Source organism: Cupriavidus sp. 05L411 (assembly GCF_056398045.1).
Window position 1 is genome coordinate 1 of the sequence record NZ_JBFTOQ010000007.1, and the last position, 14871, is coordinate 14871.

Consider the following 14871-nt stretch of genomic DNA (forward strand, 5'->3'; position numbering starts at 1 on the left):
GGGCCGTACGACGAAACCACCGCCCCACATAAGCCTGATTGCTCTGCCCCCGGCAGGGTCGGCTTTCTTCTCGTTAGTCTTCTTTGCCGACGCAAAGAAGAGTGACCGGCAGCCCCCGCAGGGGGATGTCGTATGGCTTTTGGGTGCAAAAACCATCGCCGATGAAATAAACAGCGACCAACCCCGCAGAGCGATGCCCCCCAGCCCCCCAGCCCCCCCCCAAAAACCCTACTGCAAATTAGCAATATAACTAGCAAGATTCTGAATATCCGCATCCGACAGCCCGCGCGCCACGCTAGTCATGCTCCCCGCATCATTAGTCCGCTTGCGTGAGCGAAAGTCTTCAAGCTGCTTGACGATATACGCATACTGCTGCCCCGCCACGCGGGGAATTTCATTCTGCCCGGTAAAGCCGCCGAGATGGCACATGGTGCAGAGCACTTCCTCGGCCTTCTTCCTGCCGGCTTCGACTTTTTGCCCGTCGGCCTTGAACTGCGAGGCGATGGGTTTTTGCGCTGCAAAATATTCGCCCAGGTCGAGCATGTCCTCGCGCGACAGCGGCGCCGCCATCGGTGTCATCATCGGGTCGCTGCGACGGCCTTCCTTGAAATCCTTCAGTTCCAGGTAAATGTAGCGTGCAGTCTGGCCCGCCAGCACCGGATAGAGCGGATTGCTGGCGTTGCCCATCGGGCCGTGGCAGGCGACGCACGATTCGGCCTTGCGCTTGCCGGCGTCGGGATCGGCGTGCGCGCTGCTGGCGATGGCTGCCAGCAGCAGGCCCGCCAGAAGCGCCGGCCCCGGCGGCGCTAACCGCCGGGGCCGTGCCAGATAGGACGGGATTCGCATGCCTACTGCACCGCGAACACCAGCACGCTGTTGCCGCGCTTGAAGTCCAGTTGCGTGTTGCCGCCGGCCGCCACCGCGATGTACTGCTTGCCGCCGACCATGTAGGACACCGCCGGCGCATTCACGCCCGCGCCGCACTGGTACTCCCACAGCTTCTTGCCGGTGGCGGCGTCGAAGGCGCGGAACAGGCCGTTGCCTTCACCATTGAAGACCAGCCCGCCGGCTGTCGCGAGCACGCCGCCGATCAGCGGCTGGTCGGTCTTGTAGTCCCACACCACCTTGCCGGTATCGATGTTCACCGCGGAGAGCTTGCCCCACTGCGCCTCCGCCGGGATGGTCTTGAAGGCGCCGCCAAGCCAGAGCTTGCCGCCCGGGTAGGGAGAGGCTTCCACCTGGTACGTCATGGGCTGGTGCAGGTTGGCGGCATAGGCCATCCGCGTCTTCGGGTTGAAGGCCATCGGCGACCATTCCACGCCGCCGTTGGCGCCTGGCAGCATGCGCGCGCCATTGGCCGTGGGCAGGGTCCACATGTCTTCCTGCGGGATCATGGCTTGCGAGAAGCGGATCAGCCGGCCGTCGCGGCGGTCATGCACATAGACGTGGCCGGTCTTGCCGCCGTGGATCACGCCGGGAATCATCTGGCCGTTCTTGTCGCGCACGTCGACCAGGATCGGCGGGCTCACGGCGTCCAGGTCCCATACGTCATGGGCGATGTACTGCGAGTGCCATTTGTAGGCGCCGGTATCCAGGTCCACCGCGACCATCGAATCCGTATAGAGGTTGTCTCCGGGGCGGATGGCGCCATACAGGTCGGGCGAGGGATTGCCCACCACGAAGATCGCCATCTTGTTCTTGCGGTCGATTGCCGGCGGCATCCACACGCCGCCGCCGAGCGCCTTGTAGAAATCGCCGCCCTTGTCCGCGAGCTGCTTCTTCTCAGCCGCGATATCGCGCTTCATGTCGCGCCCGGTGGCGTCCTTGGTGGCCCACACGCCTTCATGGCCCTTTTCGGGGATGGTGTAGAAGGTCCACAGCAGCTTGCCGTCGGTGGCGCTATACGCCTTGAGAAAGCCACGGATGCCGTATTCGCCGCCATTGGTGCCGATCAGGATCTTGTCGTCCACCACTACCGGCGCCATGGTTTCCGAGTAGCCCTGCTCGGGATCGGCGATCTGCGTTTCCCACAGCAGCTTGCCGGTCTTGGCGTCCAGCGCGACCAGCTTGGCGTCGAGCGTGCCCATGAAGAGGCGGTCGCCGGAGACGGCCACGCCGCGGTTGTTCGGGCCGCAGCAGAAGGTCGTGATCGGCCCCATCTTGTGCTTGTAGTGCCAGAACTCCTTGCCGGTCACGGCATCGATGGCATAGACGTGGTTATAGGACGTGGTCAGGAACATCACGCCGTTGACCACGATCGGCGCGGTCTCCATGGACTCGAGCACGGCGGTCTGGAACAGGAACGCGGGTTTCAGCTTTGCCACATTCTTGGTGTTGATCTGGCTGCCCGGGTAGTAGCGCGTCTGCACGTAGGAGCCATTCGAATGCACCCAGTCGTTAGCGTTGTTGCCGGCCGCGTCGAGCTGTGCCTGCGTCACCAGCGGGAGGGGCCGGGTCATGGCCGCGCCCGGGGTGGTCGCGCCGCCCTGGATTTCGTCCGCGCCGAAGGCTGCGGGAATGAGCGCGGCGGCCGCGGCGGCCAGTGCAAGCAACAGCAAGGGGAGGGTCGCCCGGGCATGGCTGCGGGATGAGAGCATGGGAAGCTCCTTTCTTGAATTTTTTCGTGCCCCGGCTTTCCCAGGGCGAAAGGGTGTGCTTGTCGCACACTGTGGCGGCCCGGGTCACAAGCAGTATAGGCAAGAGTGCCGGCAAAACAACCCGCATCGCGGCGCGTGTCAAATTGGTGTTCGCCGCGCCGCAGCATGCCCGCCGACGCGCCTTGAAATTGCGCGTCTTACCCTCCACACTTAGCACCAGACTTAGCCAGCGAAGTGGTCGCGGTGAGACTGGCAACGTAGTCAACGGCAGCGGCGGGGGACGGACATGAAAGGACGCACTGGATGGCGCGCGGGGCTTGCCGCTGCGCTGCTATGTGGCATGGGAATGCTGTGCCTGCCCGCCAGGGCCGACGACGACATCAGCCTCAATGCCCGCCTGCTTGCGGCCGCCCGGGCCGGCGACGCGGCGGCGGTGAGCGCATCGCTGCAGCAGGGCGCGGCGGTGAATGCGCGCAACCGCATCGGCGATACGGCGCTGCTCACCGCAGCCAAGCGTGGGCTGACCGAGATGGCGCGCACGCTGGTCGAGCATGGCGCCGACGTCAGCCAGGCCAACGTGCAGGGCGTGACGCCGCTGATGGCCGCAGCCTTCGGCGGCTTTGACGAGATTGTGGCGATGCTGCTGGCGCGCCATGCGGAGCTGGCCGCCACGGATCGCGTCGACAAGACCGCCATGATCTACGCGGCCGGCGAGGGCCATGCCGGCGTGGTGCGGCAACTGCTGGACGCCGGCGTGGACGTCAACACCCTCTACGCCAACGGGCTCACCGCGCTGATGTGGGCGGCGGGCTACGACAAGGTCGATACGGTGCGCCTGCTGCTGTCCAGAGGCGCCCGGCCCGAGCTGCGCGACAACCGCGGGCTGACCGCGCGGGAGATCGCCGATCAGGCCGGCGCGAAGACGGTGGCCGGTTTGCTGAGCGCGCAGCATTAAAGACCCGGATTGCGGCTGCAACGGCACACGCTGTTGCAGCGTCTCCCCCTCTCCCCCGCTTGTTAGACCAAAGTCCCATATCTGCGGTCAGGCAACTGTCATACGCTCAACCTAGCGTCGAATCAGGCTGGGTGCCGCGCTGCCTGTGTGGGAAATGTCGCCATGAGCAAAGTCAAGCCGTTCGTCGCAGTGGTGGATGACGACGAATCGGTGCGCCGCGCCATCAAACGGCTTCTGCGCTCCGTCGGCTTGTCAGCGGACACGTTCAAGAGCGGGGACGAGTTCCTGGACATGTTCGACGCCATACCGGCATATCGTCCGGACTGCATCGTGCTCGATATCCAGATGCCGGGCCTGAACGGGCTTGAGGTGCAACGCCGGCTCGCGGGCAGCGGCATTCCCGTGATCTTCATCACGGCACACGACGAGATCGGCATTCGCGAGCAGGCCTTGGCCGCTGGCGCGGCGGCTTATCTGCGCAAGCCGTTCGACGATGAGATTCTCATCCGGGTCGTGCGCGCGGCCATCCATCCACCTCCGTAGCGTGGCAGCCAGCGCGGCGGTCTAGCGGCTATTGGACCAAGGTCCCATTGTTTTAGCTGGTTCCGGATATCACTATGAATCAGACCCCGGAAGAAACTCCGGTGGGCCTGCGCTTTACACAGTGTCGTTAATTCTCATGCCTCATGCCTGGAGCACGCATCATGATCAAGACCCTTCGGCTCATCCTCGCGATTCCCCTGCTGCTGGTCGCGGTGGCCTGCTCGACCCAGCAGACTTCAACCGTAGGGAACAATCCTCAGCTCGAAGCTAGTGCGCGCAGTGCACTGCAAAAGCTCAATGATACGACTCCCAAGACCAAGGATCTCCTGGCCCGGTCCAAGGGCGTTCTCGTGTTCCCCGATATCATGAAAGCGGGCTTAATCGTGGGCGCGCAAGGCGGCAACGGGGTGATGTTCGGCCCGGATGGCACGGTGCTGGGCTACTACAATGCGTCGGCGGTTTCGTATGGCCTGCAGGCAGGCGCCCAGACCTTTTCGGAGGCTATGTTCTTCATGACCGACTCGGCGCTTACCGATCTCAACGATCGTAATGGGTTGTCGGTCGGTGTCGGGCCGAGTGTGGTAGTCGTCGATGAAGGCGTTGGAAAATCCCTGACCACCACTACGTTGAGTTCGGACGTCTACGCCTTTATCTACGGGCAGCAGGGGCTGATGGCCGGCCTGGGCGTGCAAGGCCAGAAGATCACCAAGCTCAGCCGCTGACCTGGCAGACGACCATGCAACGCGCGCAGCGAACCGCAATTGGCCTGATGGTGTGCGCGCTGGCGTCAGCCGCCAGCGCGCAGCAACCCATCATCTATCCCGCCAAGGGGCAGAGCCCGCAGAAGCAGAGCTCGGACACCGGCGCGTGCCAGCAGTGGGCCAAGCAGACCACGGGGGTGGACCCGGTGGCCATCGCGCAGCAATCCGGCCAGCCTGCCGCGCCGCCACAGCAAGGCGGACGCGTCAGGGGCGCGGCCGGTGGCGCAGCGGCCGGCGCGGCGATTGGCGCGATTGCCGGCGATGCAGGCAAGGGCGCCGCGATCGGGGCGGTCACCGGCACGGCTGCCGGCGGCGTGCGCCAGCGCCGCAAGAACGAGGCCGCGGCTGAGCAGCAGCAGGCGGGTCAGCAACAGGTCTCCCAGGAAATGGCGACATTCAACCGGGCGGTGGGGGCGTGCATGACCGGACGCGGATACACCGTTCAGTAGAGAACGCAGCAGATGTAGAAGAAAGGCGCGGTCAGCTGGGGATCCAGACATGGCAACGAAACTGATTTCACCTCTGCGGATTGCAGCCGTCGGGCGCGCGCGCAGCCGCGCCTGGTTGCAGTTCGCGTTGGCCAGTGCAACATTGCTGCTGCTTGCCGCTTGCCACAAACCGGCGAACGAGTTGCCGCGCGCGACCACCGAGGTGACGGTCATGACCGTGTCGCAGCGCGACACCCCGGTCGACTTCGAATTCACCGCCCAGACGCAAAGCTCGCGCGAGGTCGAGATTCGCGCTCGCGTCGACGGCTTCCTGGACAAGCGCGTCTATACCGAGGGGCAACTGGTGCATGCCGGGCAGGTGCTCTTCGTGATGGACACCGCGCCGTTCGAAGCGGCGCTGCAGTCGGCCAAGGGCCAGCTTGCACAGCAGGAGGCCAGGCTCACCGTGACCAAGGCCAATCTTGCCCGCGTGATTCCGCTCGCGGCCCAGAACGCACTCAGCCAGAAGGATCTTGATAACGCAACGGGCAACGAGAAAGAGGCGGAGGCCGCCGTGATCGCGGCCAAGGGCCAGGTCAGGACCGCCGAGCTCAACCTGAGCTACACCACGATCAAGTCCCCGCTCACCGGCTTGTCGAGCTTCGCACGGCAGCAGGACGGCAGCTACGTGACCGCGGCGGCAACGGGATTGCTGACCTACATCTACCAGCTTGACCCCATGTGGGTGAACTTCAGCATCTCCGAGAATGAGTTGCTGACATACCGGGACCAGGTGGAGAAAGGCCAGTTGCGGTTTCCGGCGAATAACGATTTCGAGGTGGCTGTCGTGCTTGCCGACGGCAACGTGTTCCCGGGCCGCGGGCATATCAACTTTACCAACCCTGCGTTCAACACGCAGACCGGCACCTTCCTTGTGCGGGCCTCGTTCGCCAACCCGCAAGGCACCCTGCGCCCCGGACAGTTCGTGCGCGCGCGGGTCTCGGGCGCGGTGCGCCCGAATGCGGTCCTGGTGCCGCGCCGCGCGGTATTGCAGGGATCGAAGAGCCACTTCGTCTGGACCGTCGACAAGGATGCGAAAGGCCATCAGCGGGTGGTCGAAGTCGGAGAGTGGCACGGCGACGACTGGTTTATCACCGAGGGCCTGAAGCCCGGGGAGCGGATCGTCGTCGACGGTGCCATTCGCGTGGTCGCCGATACGCCGCTGAAGATAACCCAGGCGCCGGCCAAGAGTGCCGCCGCCGCGCAGCCGCGCAGCGAAGCGCAGAGCCTCTCGCAGCGCCAGTCTGCCCCTGGCGCGACGAACTGACCGGGCAGGCCACATGAACATCTCCCACTTCTGCATCGAACGGCCGATCTTTGCGTCGGTCATCTCGATCGTGATCACGCTTGGCGGCGCGCTGGCGATGCTAAGCCTGCCCATCGCGCAGTATCCGGACATCACGCCACCGCAGATCACGATTTCGGCGACATACCCAGGCGCCACCGGCGACGTGGTTGCCAACAATGTCGCCGCGCCGATCGAGCAGCAGGTCAATGGCGCGGACAACATGATCTATATGAACTCATCGAGTTCATCAACCGGCAACTTCACGCTCAATGTTTTCTTCCAGATCGGCACCAACCCGGAGCTTGCGCAGGTCGATGTGCAGAACCGCGTGAACCTGGCGCTGCCGCAATTGCCGTCGTCGGTGCAGGCGCAGGGCATCCAGGTGCAGAAGAAATCATCGGCGTTCATGATGGTCATCGCCATCTATTCGCCTAACGATCGCTACGATTCGACCTACATCGCCAACTACGCCAATATCTACGTGCTCGATGCGCTCAAGCGCGTGCCCGGCGCGAACCAGTCCAGCATCTTCGGCAACCCAGACTACGCCATGCGCATCTGGCTCAAGCCTGACCGCATGGCGCAGCTCGGCATCACGGCCTCCGACGTGCAGAAGGCCGTCGCCAACCAGAACCAGCAGTTCGCGGTCGGCAGCATCGGCCAGTCGCCAACCGGCGCGGCGGTGGAGCAATCGTTTGCCGTCACCACCACCGGCCGCCTGAGCGATCCAGCCGAGTTCGAGAACATCATCCTGCGCGCGGCAAACGGCGAAGCGGCGATCGTGCGCCTCAAGGACATCGGCCGTGCCGAACTCGGCCGCAAGGACTACTCGATCCGCAGCAAGTTCCAGGGAAAACCGGCAACGGTCATCGCCGTCTACCAGCAGCCGGGCGCCAATGCGCTCGACGTATCCAGCCAGGTGCGCAAGACGCTGGCGGAGATGAAGAAATCGTTTCCCGAAGGCCTTGAATACAGCATCGCGATGGACACGACCGAGTTCACTCGCGCGTCGATCTCGGACGTCGTCCACACGTTCTTCGAAGCCCTCGTGCTGGTCGTGATCGTGGTCTTTGTTTTCCTGCAGAGCCTGCGCGCCACGTTGATCCCGGTGCTGGCGGTGCCGGTGTCGATCGTCGGCACCTTCATGGGCATGCTCATGCTCGGATTCTCGATCAACATGCTGACGCTGTTCGGCATGGTGCTGGCCATCGGCATCGTGGTGGACGATGCCATTGTCGTGATCGAAAACGTCGAGCGAAACATGAACGTCCACAAGCTGAGCCCGAAGGACGCCGCCAAACGGGCCATGGACGAGGTCTCGGGGCCGGTGGTGGCGATCGTGCTGGTCATGTGCGCGGTGTTCGTGCCGGTTGCCTTCCTTGGCGGCATCACCGGGCAGCTGTACAAGCAGTTCGCCATCACCATTGCGATCTCGGTGGTGTTCTCCGGGCTGGTCGCGCTGACGCTGTCGCCGGCGCTGGCGGCATTGTTGCTCAAGCCCGGGCACCACGAAAAGAAGGGCTTCTTCAAGTGGTTCGAAAATGCGTTCGCGCGGATGACCGCTGGCTATACGCGCATGGTGAAGCTGATCATCAAGCGCTTCGTGGTGGCGCTGCTGCTGTTCGCCGGCATGATCGTGCTTGCGGTGTTCATGATGCGCTCGATCCCGACCTCGTTCCTGCCGCCGGAGGACCAGGGCTACCTGCTCGGCGCGGTGATCATGCCGGACGCGGCCAGCCTGGATCGCACCGGCGCCGTCTCCCAGCATGTTACCGACTACTTCATGAAGCAGCCGGCCGTAAGCAGCGTCACGGTAGTCGACGGCTTCAGCTTGCTGGATAGCCAGAACAAGAACAACGCGGGGGCGTTCTTTATCGGCTTCAAGAGCTTCGACGAGCGCTATCAATTTGCCAACATCAAGACGCAGAACGCCCGTGCCGTGCTGATCGGTGCGTACGAGAACCTGTCCCAGGTCAAGGAGGGGATCATCCTGCCGGTCAATCCGCCGTCGATCCCGGGGCTCGGCACGACTGGCGGCACCGAGATGTGGATCCAGAGCAAGGGGGATGCCAGCATTCCCCAACTCGCAGGCGTGGTGAACGACTTCATGGCCAAGGCGAAGCAGCGGCCCGAGCTCGCTCGCGTCACTTCGACCTTCAATGCGGCATCCCAGCAACTGCTGGTCAGCGTGGACCGCGACAAGGCAGAGACCCTGGGCGTGCCGATCGAGGAGGTATACAGCGCTATGCAGACCATGTTCGGCTCGCTGTACGTGTCGCAGTTCAACCGCTCGAGCCGGCTGTGGCAGGTCATCCTGCAAGCGGAGCCTTCGTACCGGCTCAAGCCCGGGGATCTCGACCAGATCTTCGTGCGCAGCAAGACCAACAGCATGGTCCCGCTCAAGGCCGTGGTGAGCACCAAGTTCGTCACCGGTCCGGACCTGGTGACGCGCTTCAATAATTTCCCGGCGGTCAAGATTACCGCTAACGCCGCACCGGGCTACAGCTCCGGACAGGTCCTGTCCACGCTGGAATCGGTGGCCGACGAGGTGATGCCGCCCGACTATGGCGTGGGGTGGAGCGGCGAAGCCTACGAAGCCAGGCAGGCCGGCAGTACTTCGGGGCTCGTGTTCGTGTTTGGCCTGATCATGGTGTTCCTGATCCTTGCCGCGCAATACGAGAAGTGGAGCTTGCCGGTCGGTGTGCTGATGGCGGTGCCGTTCGCACTGTTTGGCGCGTTGCTGGCCATCTTGCTGCGCGGCCTCGAGAATGATGTCTATTTCCAGATCGGCCTGACGATGCTGGTCGCGCTGGCCGCCAAGAACGCCATCCTGATCTTCGAGTTCGCGGTGCTCAACCGTGAGGCGGGGGCGTCGGTCTACGACTCCGCCGTCACGGCGGCGGCCGAGCGGCTGCGCCCGATCGTGATGACCTCGCTGGCCTTCATCCTCGGCTGCGTGCCGCTGGCCATTGCGCTCGGCGCGTCGGCCAACAGCCGGCACTCGATCGGCACCGGCGTCATCGGCGGCATGCTTGGCGCGACGGCGATCGCGGTGTTCTTCATCCCGATGTTCTACTACGCGCTCGAGTCGATGTCGGAGCGCTCCGGCGGGGGCAAGAAGACCCCGGGCCCGGACGACGGGGCGCCCGGCGCGCCGCCGTCGGGCCCCACCGGCGTGGGACCGGGCACTCCGGCGGCTACGCCGTCTGCCAGGCACGAGGGCGAATGACATGCGAACTTCGGCGCTCTCGCTCGTCGCCTTGCTGACGCTCGGCGGCTGCCTGCTCGGACCCAACTACCAGCGGCCGGCCGTCGACGCGCTGCCGGCCTTCCGTTTTTCAGACGCGCAGGCCAACGATGTCGTCAATACGACGTGGTGGGTACAGTTCCAGGATCCCGTGCTCAACGACCTGATTACGATCGCGCTGGCCGAAAACAAGGACGTGAAGATCGCGGCGGCGCGCGTGGAGCAGTTCCTCGGGCAGTTCCAGAGCACCCGCTCGCAGTTGTTCCCGCAGGTTTCTGCGGGCGCCAACGCCCAGCGCGAGCGCGTGCCCGTTGGCTCAGCGCTGTTGCCGCCCGGGGTCGGGCCGGTCATCAACCAGTACCAGGCGACACTCTCGGCGTCGTGGGAGCTCGATGTCTTCGGCAAGGTGCGCCGCCAGACGGAATCCGCGCGCGCGAGCTTGCTGGCGAGCGAGGAGGGCCGGCGCGCGACCATCCTGACGTTGGTGGCTTCCGTTGCGTCGTCGTATGTGAACCTGCTGTCGCTGGACCGGCAAATGGAAATTGCCAAGGCCACCGTGGCCAGCCGGGCAGACTCCGTGCACGTATTCCAGCTGCGCTATAGCGGCGGGGAGGTGTCGCAGATGGAGCTGGCGCAGAGCCAGTCGGAGTACGAGTCCTCGCTGGCGACCATTCCGCAGATCGAGCTCCAGATCGCGCAACAGGAGGACGCGCTGTCGATCCTGCTGGGGCAGAATCCCCAGCCGATCCTGCGCGGCCGCGGACTGGACGACCTGGCCTTGCCCATGGTGCCGGCTGGCCTGCCGTCCGAATTGCTCACGCGCCGCCCGGACCTGCGCCAGGCCGAGCAGGACCTGATCGCCGCCAACGCGCTGATCGGCGCGGCGCGCGCGCTCTACTTCCCGTCGATCTCGCTGACCGGCGTGTTCGGCACGGCAAGCGGCCAGTTCTCGTCGCTCTTCACCGGACCGGCCCGGCTGTGGTCATACGCCGGCGCGGTGACGGTGCCGATCTTCACCGCGGGTAACATCAGCGGGCAGGTCAGGCAGGCCGAGGCGCAGCAGCAACAGGCGCTGTTCGCTTACCAGAAGGCGATTCAGGTCGCATTCCAGGAGGTCGAGGACGCGCTGGTGTCGCTACAGAAGACGCGCGAGAGGCTCGTCGTGCAGGGCCGCCAGGTCGAAGCGCTGCGGACCTACGCGCGGCTCGCGCGGCTGCGCTACGAGGGCGGATACACCAGCTACATTGAAGTGCTGGACGCCGAGCGCAGCCTGTTCAACGCGCAGCTCAGCTATGCGCAGGCCCAGGGGACGGTGTTCGCCTCCAGCGTTGCGCTATACAAGGCGATGGGGGGCGGCTGGGTGATCGACGCTGAGCGCATGACTTCGGTAGCGTACGGCGATGGCGGCGCGCCCATGCCGCCAGGGGAGGCCGCCTCCAAAACCGCCCAGCCGCAGCCATGACGACCGCGCGCCTGATCGCCTGCCACGAGTGTGACCTGCTGCAGCGCGAAGCGGCGCTGCCGGATGGCGGCGTTGCGCGCTGCCGGCGCTGTGGCGCGGAGCTCTACCGGAGCCGCCCGCAGAGCCTGGATCGCGCGCTGGCGTTCACGTTTGCGGCAATGGTGATGTTTGGCGTGGCGAATGCGTACCCGGTGGTGGGCTTGTCGGTGAACGGCGACCTTGTCCAGAGCACGCTGTTTGGCGCGGTCCGGATACTGTATCGCGACGGCATGTGGCCACTGGCCGGCCTGGTGTTCGTCACCACGCTCATGATGCCGCTGCTGAGAATGGCGGCGATGGCGTATCTGTTGCTGCCGCTGCGGCTGCAACGGCTCCCGCGCTGGCCCGACCAGGCGTTTCGCGTCCTGGACATCGCGGCGCCGTGGGGCATGACAGAAGTCCTGATCCTCGGCATGCTGGTCGCACTCGTCAAGCTCTCGCATATCGCTACCGTGGTGCCCGGCGTCGCGCTTTGGGCGTTCGGGGGCGTGATGCTGCTGCTTGCCGCCGCCGCCTCCGCATTTGATCCGCGCGACCTGTGGGCCCGGATCGAAGCGGCGTCGCCCGTGGGCGCGCAGGCCGGCGTGACCACGGCATCGGCCGCCACGGCGGCCAGGGCGGGCCTGCTCGTGTGCCATGGTTGCGGGATGTTGTCCCGGCCCGCGCCGCATGCCCACGAAGGCAGCTGCCCGCGCTGCGGTGCGCACCTGCACTTTCGCAAGCCGGCGAGCATCGCGCGCACCTGGGCGTTCCTGATCGCCGCGATGATTCTGTACATCCCGGCCAATATGCTGCCCGTCATGGACACCAGTTCGCTGTTCGGCGCGCAGCAGGACACGATCCTGAGCGGTGTGGTCTATCTCTGGACCTCGGACGCCAAGCTGTTGGCCGCCGTCGTGTTCATTGCCAGCATCGCGGTGCCGATGCTCAAGATCATCGCGCTGCTGTTTCTCGTCATCTCGGCCCAGTTCCACTCGCCGTGGCTGCGTGAGAAAAAGACGAGCATCTATCGCCTGGTGGAGCTGGTAGGGCGCTGGTCGATGCTGGACATCTACGTCATCACGCTCCTGGTGGCGCTTGTGCAGTTCAGCGCGCTGGCGACGATCAAGGCCGGCCCGGCCGCGGTGGCGTTCGGCGCGGTAGTTGTGCTGACGATGTTCGCCGCGATGTCGTTCGATCCGCGCTTGATCTGGGACGCCACGGAGAAAGATCATGGTTGAGCCGCCCGAACGGCGCGACGAGCCGGGTTCGCCTGATTTTCCCGAGGCGGTGGTCAAGCCGCGCTCGCGCTGGCGCCTGCAGCTGGTCTGGCTGGTGCCGCTGATCGCGGTGCTGATCGGCGGCTGGCTCGCGGTGCAGGCGGTCTTGCAGAAGGGCCCGACCATCACCATCAGCTTCAAGACGGGCGAGGGGATCGAGGCCGGCAAGACCAAGATCAAGTACAAGGACGTGGACATCGGCGTGGTCAAGAGCGTGGTGCTGTCCAAGGACCACCGTGGTGTGATTGCCAGCGCCGAACTGGCCAAGGACGCCACCTCCCTGCTGGTCGACGACACCCGCTTCTGGGTGGTGCGCCCGCGCGTGTCCGGCGGTACCGTATCCGGGCTCGGCACGCTGCTGTCCGGCTCGTTCATTGCCACGGATGTCGGCACGCAGGCCAAGGAGCGGCGCGACTTCGTCGGCCTTGAGTCCCCTCCCGCCGTCGCTAAGGACGTCCCCGGGCGGGAGTTCGTGCTCAAGAGCGAGGACATGGGCTCGCTCGATGTAGGAACGCCCGTCTTCTTCAGGCGCTTGCAGGTCGGCCAGATTACGGCTTACACCCTCGACGCGGATGGCAATGGGGTCACGCTGCGCGTCTTCATCAATGCACCCTACGACAAGTATGTGCGGGCCGATACGCGCTTCTGGCATGCCAGTGGCATCGATGTGTCGCTCGACACGAGTGGCGTGAAGGTCAATACGCAATCGATGGTTGCGATTCTGATCGGCGGCGTTGCGTTTCAATCGCCTCAGGATTCGGCGGACGGCCCGCCGGCCGAGGCCAACACGGAATTCGGTCTGTTCCACGACCGCGCGGAGGCGATGAAGCGTCATGACAGGTTTGCCGATACCTACGTGCTGATCTTCAAGGAGTCGGTGCGAGGGCTGGCGGTCGGTGCGCCAGTCGACTTCCGCGGCATCGTGGTGGGGGAGGTAACGGGGATCTACACGCGCTTCGACCGGGAGAAGAAAGAGTTCAGCATTCCGGTCGAGATACGAATCTATCCGGAGCGCTTCACCTCCCGCTATGAGTCGGGCACGAAGGGAGGCAGGCTGACGGACGAGCCTCACAAGCTGGCGCAGTTCCTGATCGAGCATGGTCTGCGCGGCCAGTTGAGAACCGGCAACCTGCTCACCGGGCAACTCTACGTTGCATTGGATTTCTTCCCGGCGGCGCCCAAGGCCAAGATGGACTGGGACGCCAAGCCGCCCGAGTTGCCGACCGTGCCCGGTGGCCTGCAATCGCTCCAGGACTCGGTGACTGCGCTGATTGCCAAGCTCAACAAGGTGCCGCTCGAGGGCATTGGCAATGATCTGCGCAAGTCCCTGCAGCAAGCGGATGGGCTGCTCAAGACACTCAACACCGACGTGGCTCCTGAGGCGCGCGCCGCCATGGTCTCCGCGCGCACGGCGCTCGATTCGGCCAACAACGCGCTGGCGCCGGACTCCACGCTGACGCAAAGCACGGCGGAGACGATGCGCGAGCTGTCGCGCACAGCGGCATCGCTCAGGGCGCTTGCGGACTACCTCGAGAGCCATCCTGAAGCGTTGCTTCGCGGCAAGACGGAGGACAAAAAGTGATGCGCCCCATTCGATTGATGGCCGCGGTGCTTGGGTTGGCAATGCTTGGCGGCTGCGCGAGCTCGCCCCAGCCGGCTTTCTATACGCTGACCTCCGCGCGGGCGCAGGAACGCACGGACGCCGATGCGCCGGTGGCCATCGCGATCGGGCCGGTGGCGGTGCCGGAGATGGTCGACCGCCCGCAACTGGTGCTGCGCGTTAGCGCGACCCAGGTCAGGCTCGACGAGTTCGCCCGCTGGGCAGAGCCGCTGAAGCGGCAGATCCCGGCCGTGCTCGGCGCGGACCTGGCCCAGTTCTTCCCGGGGGCGCTCGTGTCCAGTTATCCGCAGTGGGCCGATCCGGGGACGGCGTACCTGGTGTCGGTCGACGTCCAGACGTTCGACTCGGCCCCCGGCGACGCGGCTGTCATCTCGGTCGTGTGGTCCGTACGGCCGCCAAAGCAGGGGCCACTGGTGAGCGGGCGCAGCGACGTGCGGGAGCCCGCCGGCGCCGCAGGGTATGACGCCCTCGTCGACGCGCACAGCCGGGCGCTGGCGGCTGTCAGCCGCGACATTGCTGGCGCGATACGTGCGGCACGCACGGCACGTCCACAGTGACGGCGCAGCGCGGCCGGGGTGGAGGCTGGCGCTTGAGCCTGGCTCGCCGTATCG

General features: G+C 65.2%; 12 protein-coding genes. 10 read left to right on the forward strand and 2 right to left on the reverse strand.

The features are described 5' to 3' along the window. Positions 1-228: 228 nt before the first annotated feature. Both AC1DQR_RS09680 and AC1DQR_RS09685 read right to left on the reverse strand, forming a co-directional pair. Positions 229-846 carry a c-type cytochrome gene (locus tag AC1DQR_RS09680; protein WP_416047962.1) on the reverse strand — a complete coding sequence of 206 codons (618 nt, stop codon included), beginning with the start codon at positions 844-846 and terminating at the stop codon, positions 229-231. A gap of 2 nt (positions 847-848) precedes the next feature. After that, positions 849-2597 (reverse strand): pyrroloquinoline quinone-dependent dehydrogenase, encoded by a 1749-nt coding sequence (locus AC1DQR_RS09685; protein ID WP_416047963.1) that lies wholly within the window; start codon positions 2595-2597, stop codon positions 849-851. A gap of 286 nt (positions 2598-2883) precedes the next feature. Here AC1DQR_RS09685 and AC1DQR_RS09690 point away from each other — a divergent pair, with 286 nt between their 5' ends. The 10 genes from AC1DQR_RS09690 (at position 2884) to AC1DQR_RS09735 (ending at position 14817) form a co-directional block, all read left to right on the forward strand. Beyond that, positions 2884-3552, forward strand: coding sequence for an ankyrin repeat domain-containing protein (locus AC1DQR_RS09690; RefSeq protein ID WP_416047964.1), 669 nt, complete (start codon positions 2884-2886; stop codon positions 3550-3552). Positions 3553-3714: 162 nt separating this feature from the next. Then, positions 3715-4095 (forward strand): response regulator transcription factor, encoded by a 381-nt coding sequence (locus AC1DQR_RS09695; RefSeq protein ID WP_150986217.1) that lies wholly within the window; start codon positions 3715-3717, stop codon positions 4093-4095. 161 nt (positions 4096-4256) lie between these two features. Further along, the gene (locus AC1DQR_RS09700) at positions 4257-4817 is read left to right on the forward strand and encodes a lipid-binding SYLF domain-containing protein (RefSeq protein ID WP_416047966.1); all 561 of its coding nucleotides are present in this window, start codon (positions 4257-4259) and stop codon (positions 4815-4817) included. Positions 4818-4831: 14 nt separating this feature from the next. Then, positions 4832-5305 carry a YMGG-like glycine zipper-containing protein gene (locus AC1DQR_RS09705; protein ID WP_416047967.1) on the forward strand — a complete coding sequence of 158 codons (474 nt, stop codon included), beginning with the start codon at positions 4832-4834 and terminating at the stop codon, positions 5303-5305. 49 nt (positions 5306-5354) lie between these two features. After that, positions 5355-6611, forward strand: coding sequence for an efflux RND transporter periplasmic adaptor subunit (locus AC1DQR_RS09710; protein WP_416047968.1), 1257 nt, complete (start codon positions 5355-5357; stop codon positions 6609-6611). A 13-nt stretch (positions 6612-6624) separates the two neighbouring features. Continuing rightward, a complete protein-coding gene (locus tag AC1DQR_RS09715; RefSeq protein ID WP_416047969.1) occupies positions 6625-9861 on the forward strand; it encodes an efflux RND transporter permease subunit in 3237 nt (1078 codons plus the stop codon). A 1-nt stretch (position 9862) separates the two neighbouring features. Beyond that, a complete protein-coding gene (locus tag AC1DQR_RS09720) occupies positions 9863-11341 on the forward strand; it encodes an efflux transporter outer membrane subunit (RefSeq protein WP_416047970.1) in 1479 nt (492 codons plus the stop codon). Further along, complete coding sequence (locus AC1DQR_RS09725; RefSeq protein ID WP_477132928.1) at positions 11338-12600, forward strand: paraquat-inducible protein A; 1263 nt, start codon at positions 11338-11340, stop codon at positions 12598-12600. Before AC1DQR_RS09720 ends, AC1DQR_RS09725 begins: the two co-directional genes overlap by 4 nt. After that, positions 12593-14221 (forward strand): PqiB family protein, encoded by a 1629-nt coding sequence (locus AC1DQR_RS09730; protein ID WP_477132929.1) that lies wholly within the window; start codon positions 12593-12595, stop codon positions 14219-14221. The genes AC1DQR_RS09725 and AC1DQR_RS09730 overlap by 8 nt, the downstream gene beginning before the upstream one ends. Next, the gene (locus AC1DQR_RS09735; RefSeq protein WP_477132930.1) at positions 14221-14817 is read left to right on the forward strand and encodes a PqiC family protein; all 597 of its coding nucleotides are present in this window, start codon (positions 14221-14223) and stop codon (positions 14815-14817) included. Before AC1DQR_RS09730 ends, AC1DQR_RS09735 begins: the two co-directional genes overlap by 1 nt. Positions 14818-14871: the final 54 nt, after the last annotated feature.

What these genes read in the sequence shown, in the direction of transcription:
- AC1DQR_RS09680 (WP_416047962.1), bottom strand. Translation starts at nt 846, where the DNA reads ATGCGAATCCCGTCCTATCTGGCACGGCCCCGGCGGTTAGCGCCGCCG.
- AC1DQR_RS09685 (WP_416047963.1), bottom strand. Translation starts at nt 2,597, where the DNA reads ATGCTCTCATCCCGCAGCCATGCCCGGGCGACCCTCCCCTTGCTGTTG.
- AC1DQR_RS09690 (WP_416047964.1), top strand. Translation starts at nt 2,884, where the DNA reads ATGAAAGGACGCACTGGATGGCGCGCGGGGCTTGCCGCTGCGCTGCTA.
- AC1DQR_RS09695 (WP_150986217.1), top strand. Translation starts at nt 3,715, where the DNA reads ATGAGCAAAGTCAAGCCGTTCGTCGCAGTGGTGGATGACGACGAATCG.
- AC1DQR_RS09700 (WP_416047966.1), top strand. Translation starts at nt 4,257, where the DNA reads ATGATCAAGACCCTTCGGCTCATCCTCGCGATTCCCCTGCTGCTGGTC.
- AC1DQR_RS09705 (WP_416047967.1), top strand. Translation starts at nt 4,832, where the DNA reads ATGCAACGCGCGCAGCGAACCGCAATTGGCCTGATGGTGTGCGCGCTG.
- AC1DQR_RS09710 (WP_416047968.1), top strand. Translation starts at nt 5,355, where the DNA reads ATGGCAACGAAACTGATTTCACCTCTGCGGATTGCAGCCGTCGGGCGC.
- AC1DQR_RS09715 (WP_416047969.1), top strand. Translation starts at nt 6,625, where the DNA reads ATGAACATCTCCCACTTCTGCATCGAACGGCCGATCTTTGCGTCGGTC.
- AC1DQR_RS09720 (WP_416047970.1), top strand. Translation starts at nt 9,863, where the DNA reads ATGCGAACTTCGGCGCTCTCGCTCGTCGCCTTGCTGACGCTCGGCGGC.
- AC1DQR_RS09725 (WP_477132928.1), top strand. Translation starts at nt 11,338, where the DNA reads ATGACGACCGCGCGCCTGATCGCCTGCCACGAGTGTGACCTGCTGCAG.
- AC1DQR_RS09730 (WP_477132929.1), top strand. Translation starts at nt 12,593, where the DNA reads ATGGTTGAGCCGCCCGAACGGCGCGACGAGCCGGGTTCGCCTGATTTT.
- AC1DQR_RS09735 (WP_477132930.1), top strand. Translation starts at nt 14,221, where the DNA reads ATGCGCCCCATTCGATTGATGGCCGCGGTGCTTGGGTTGGCAATGCTT.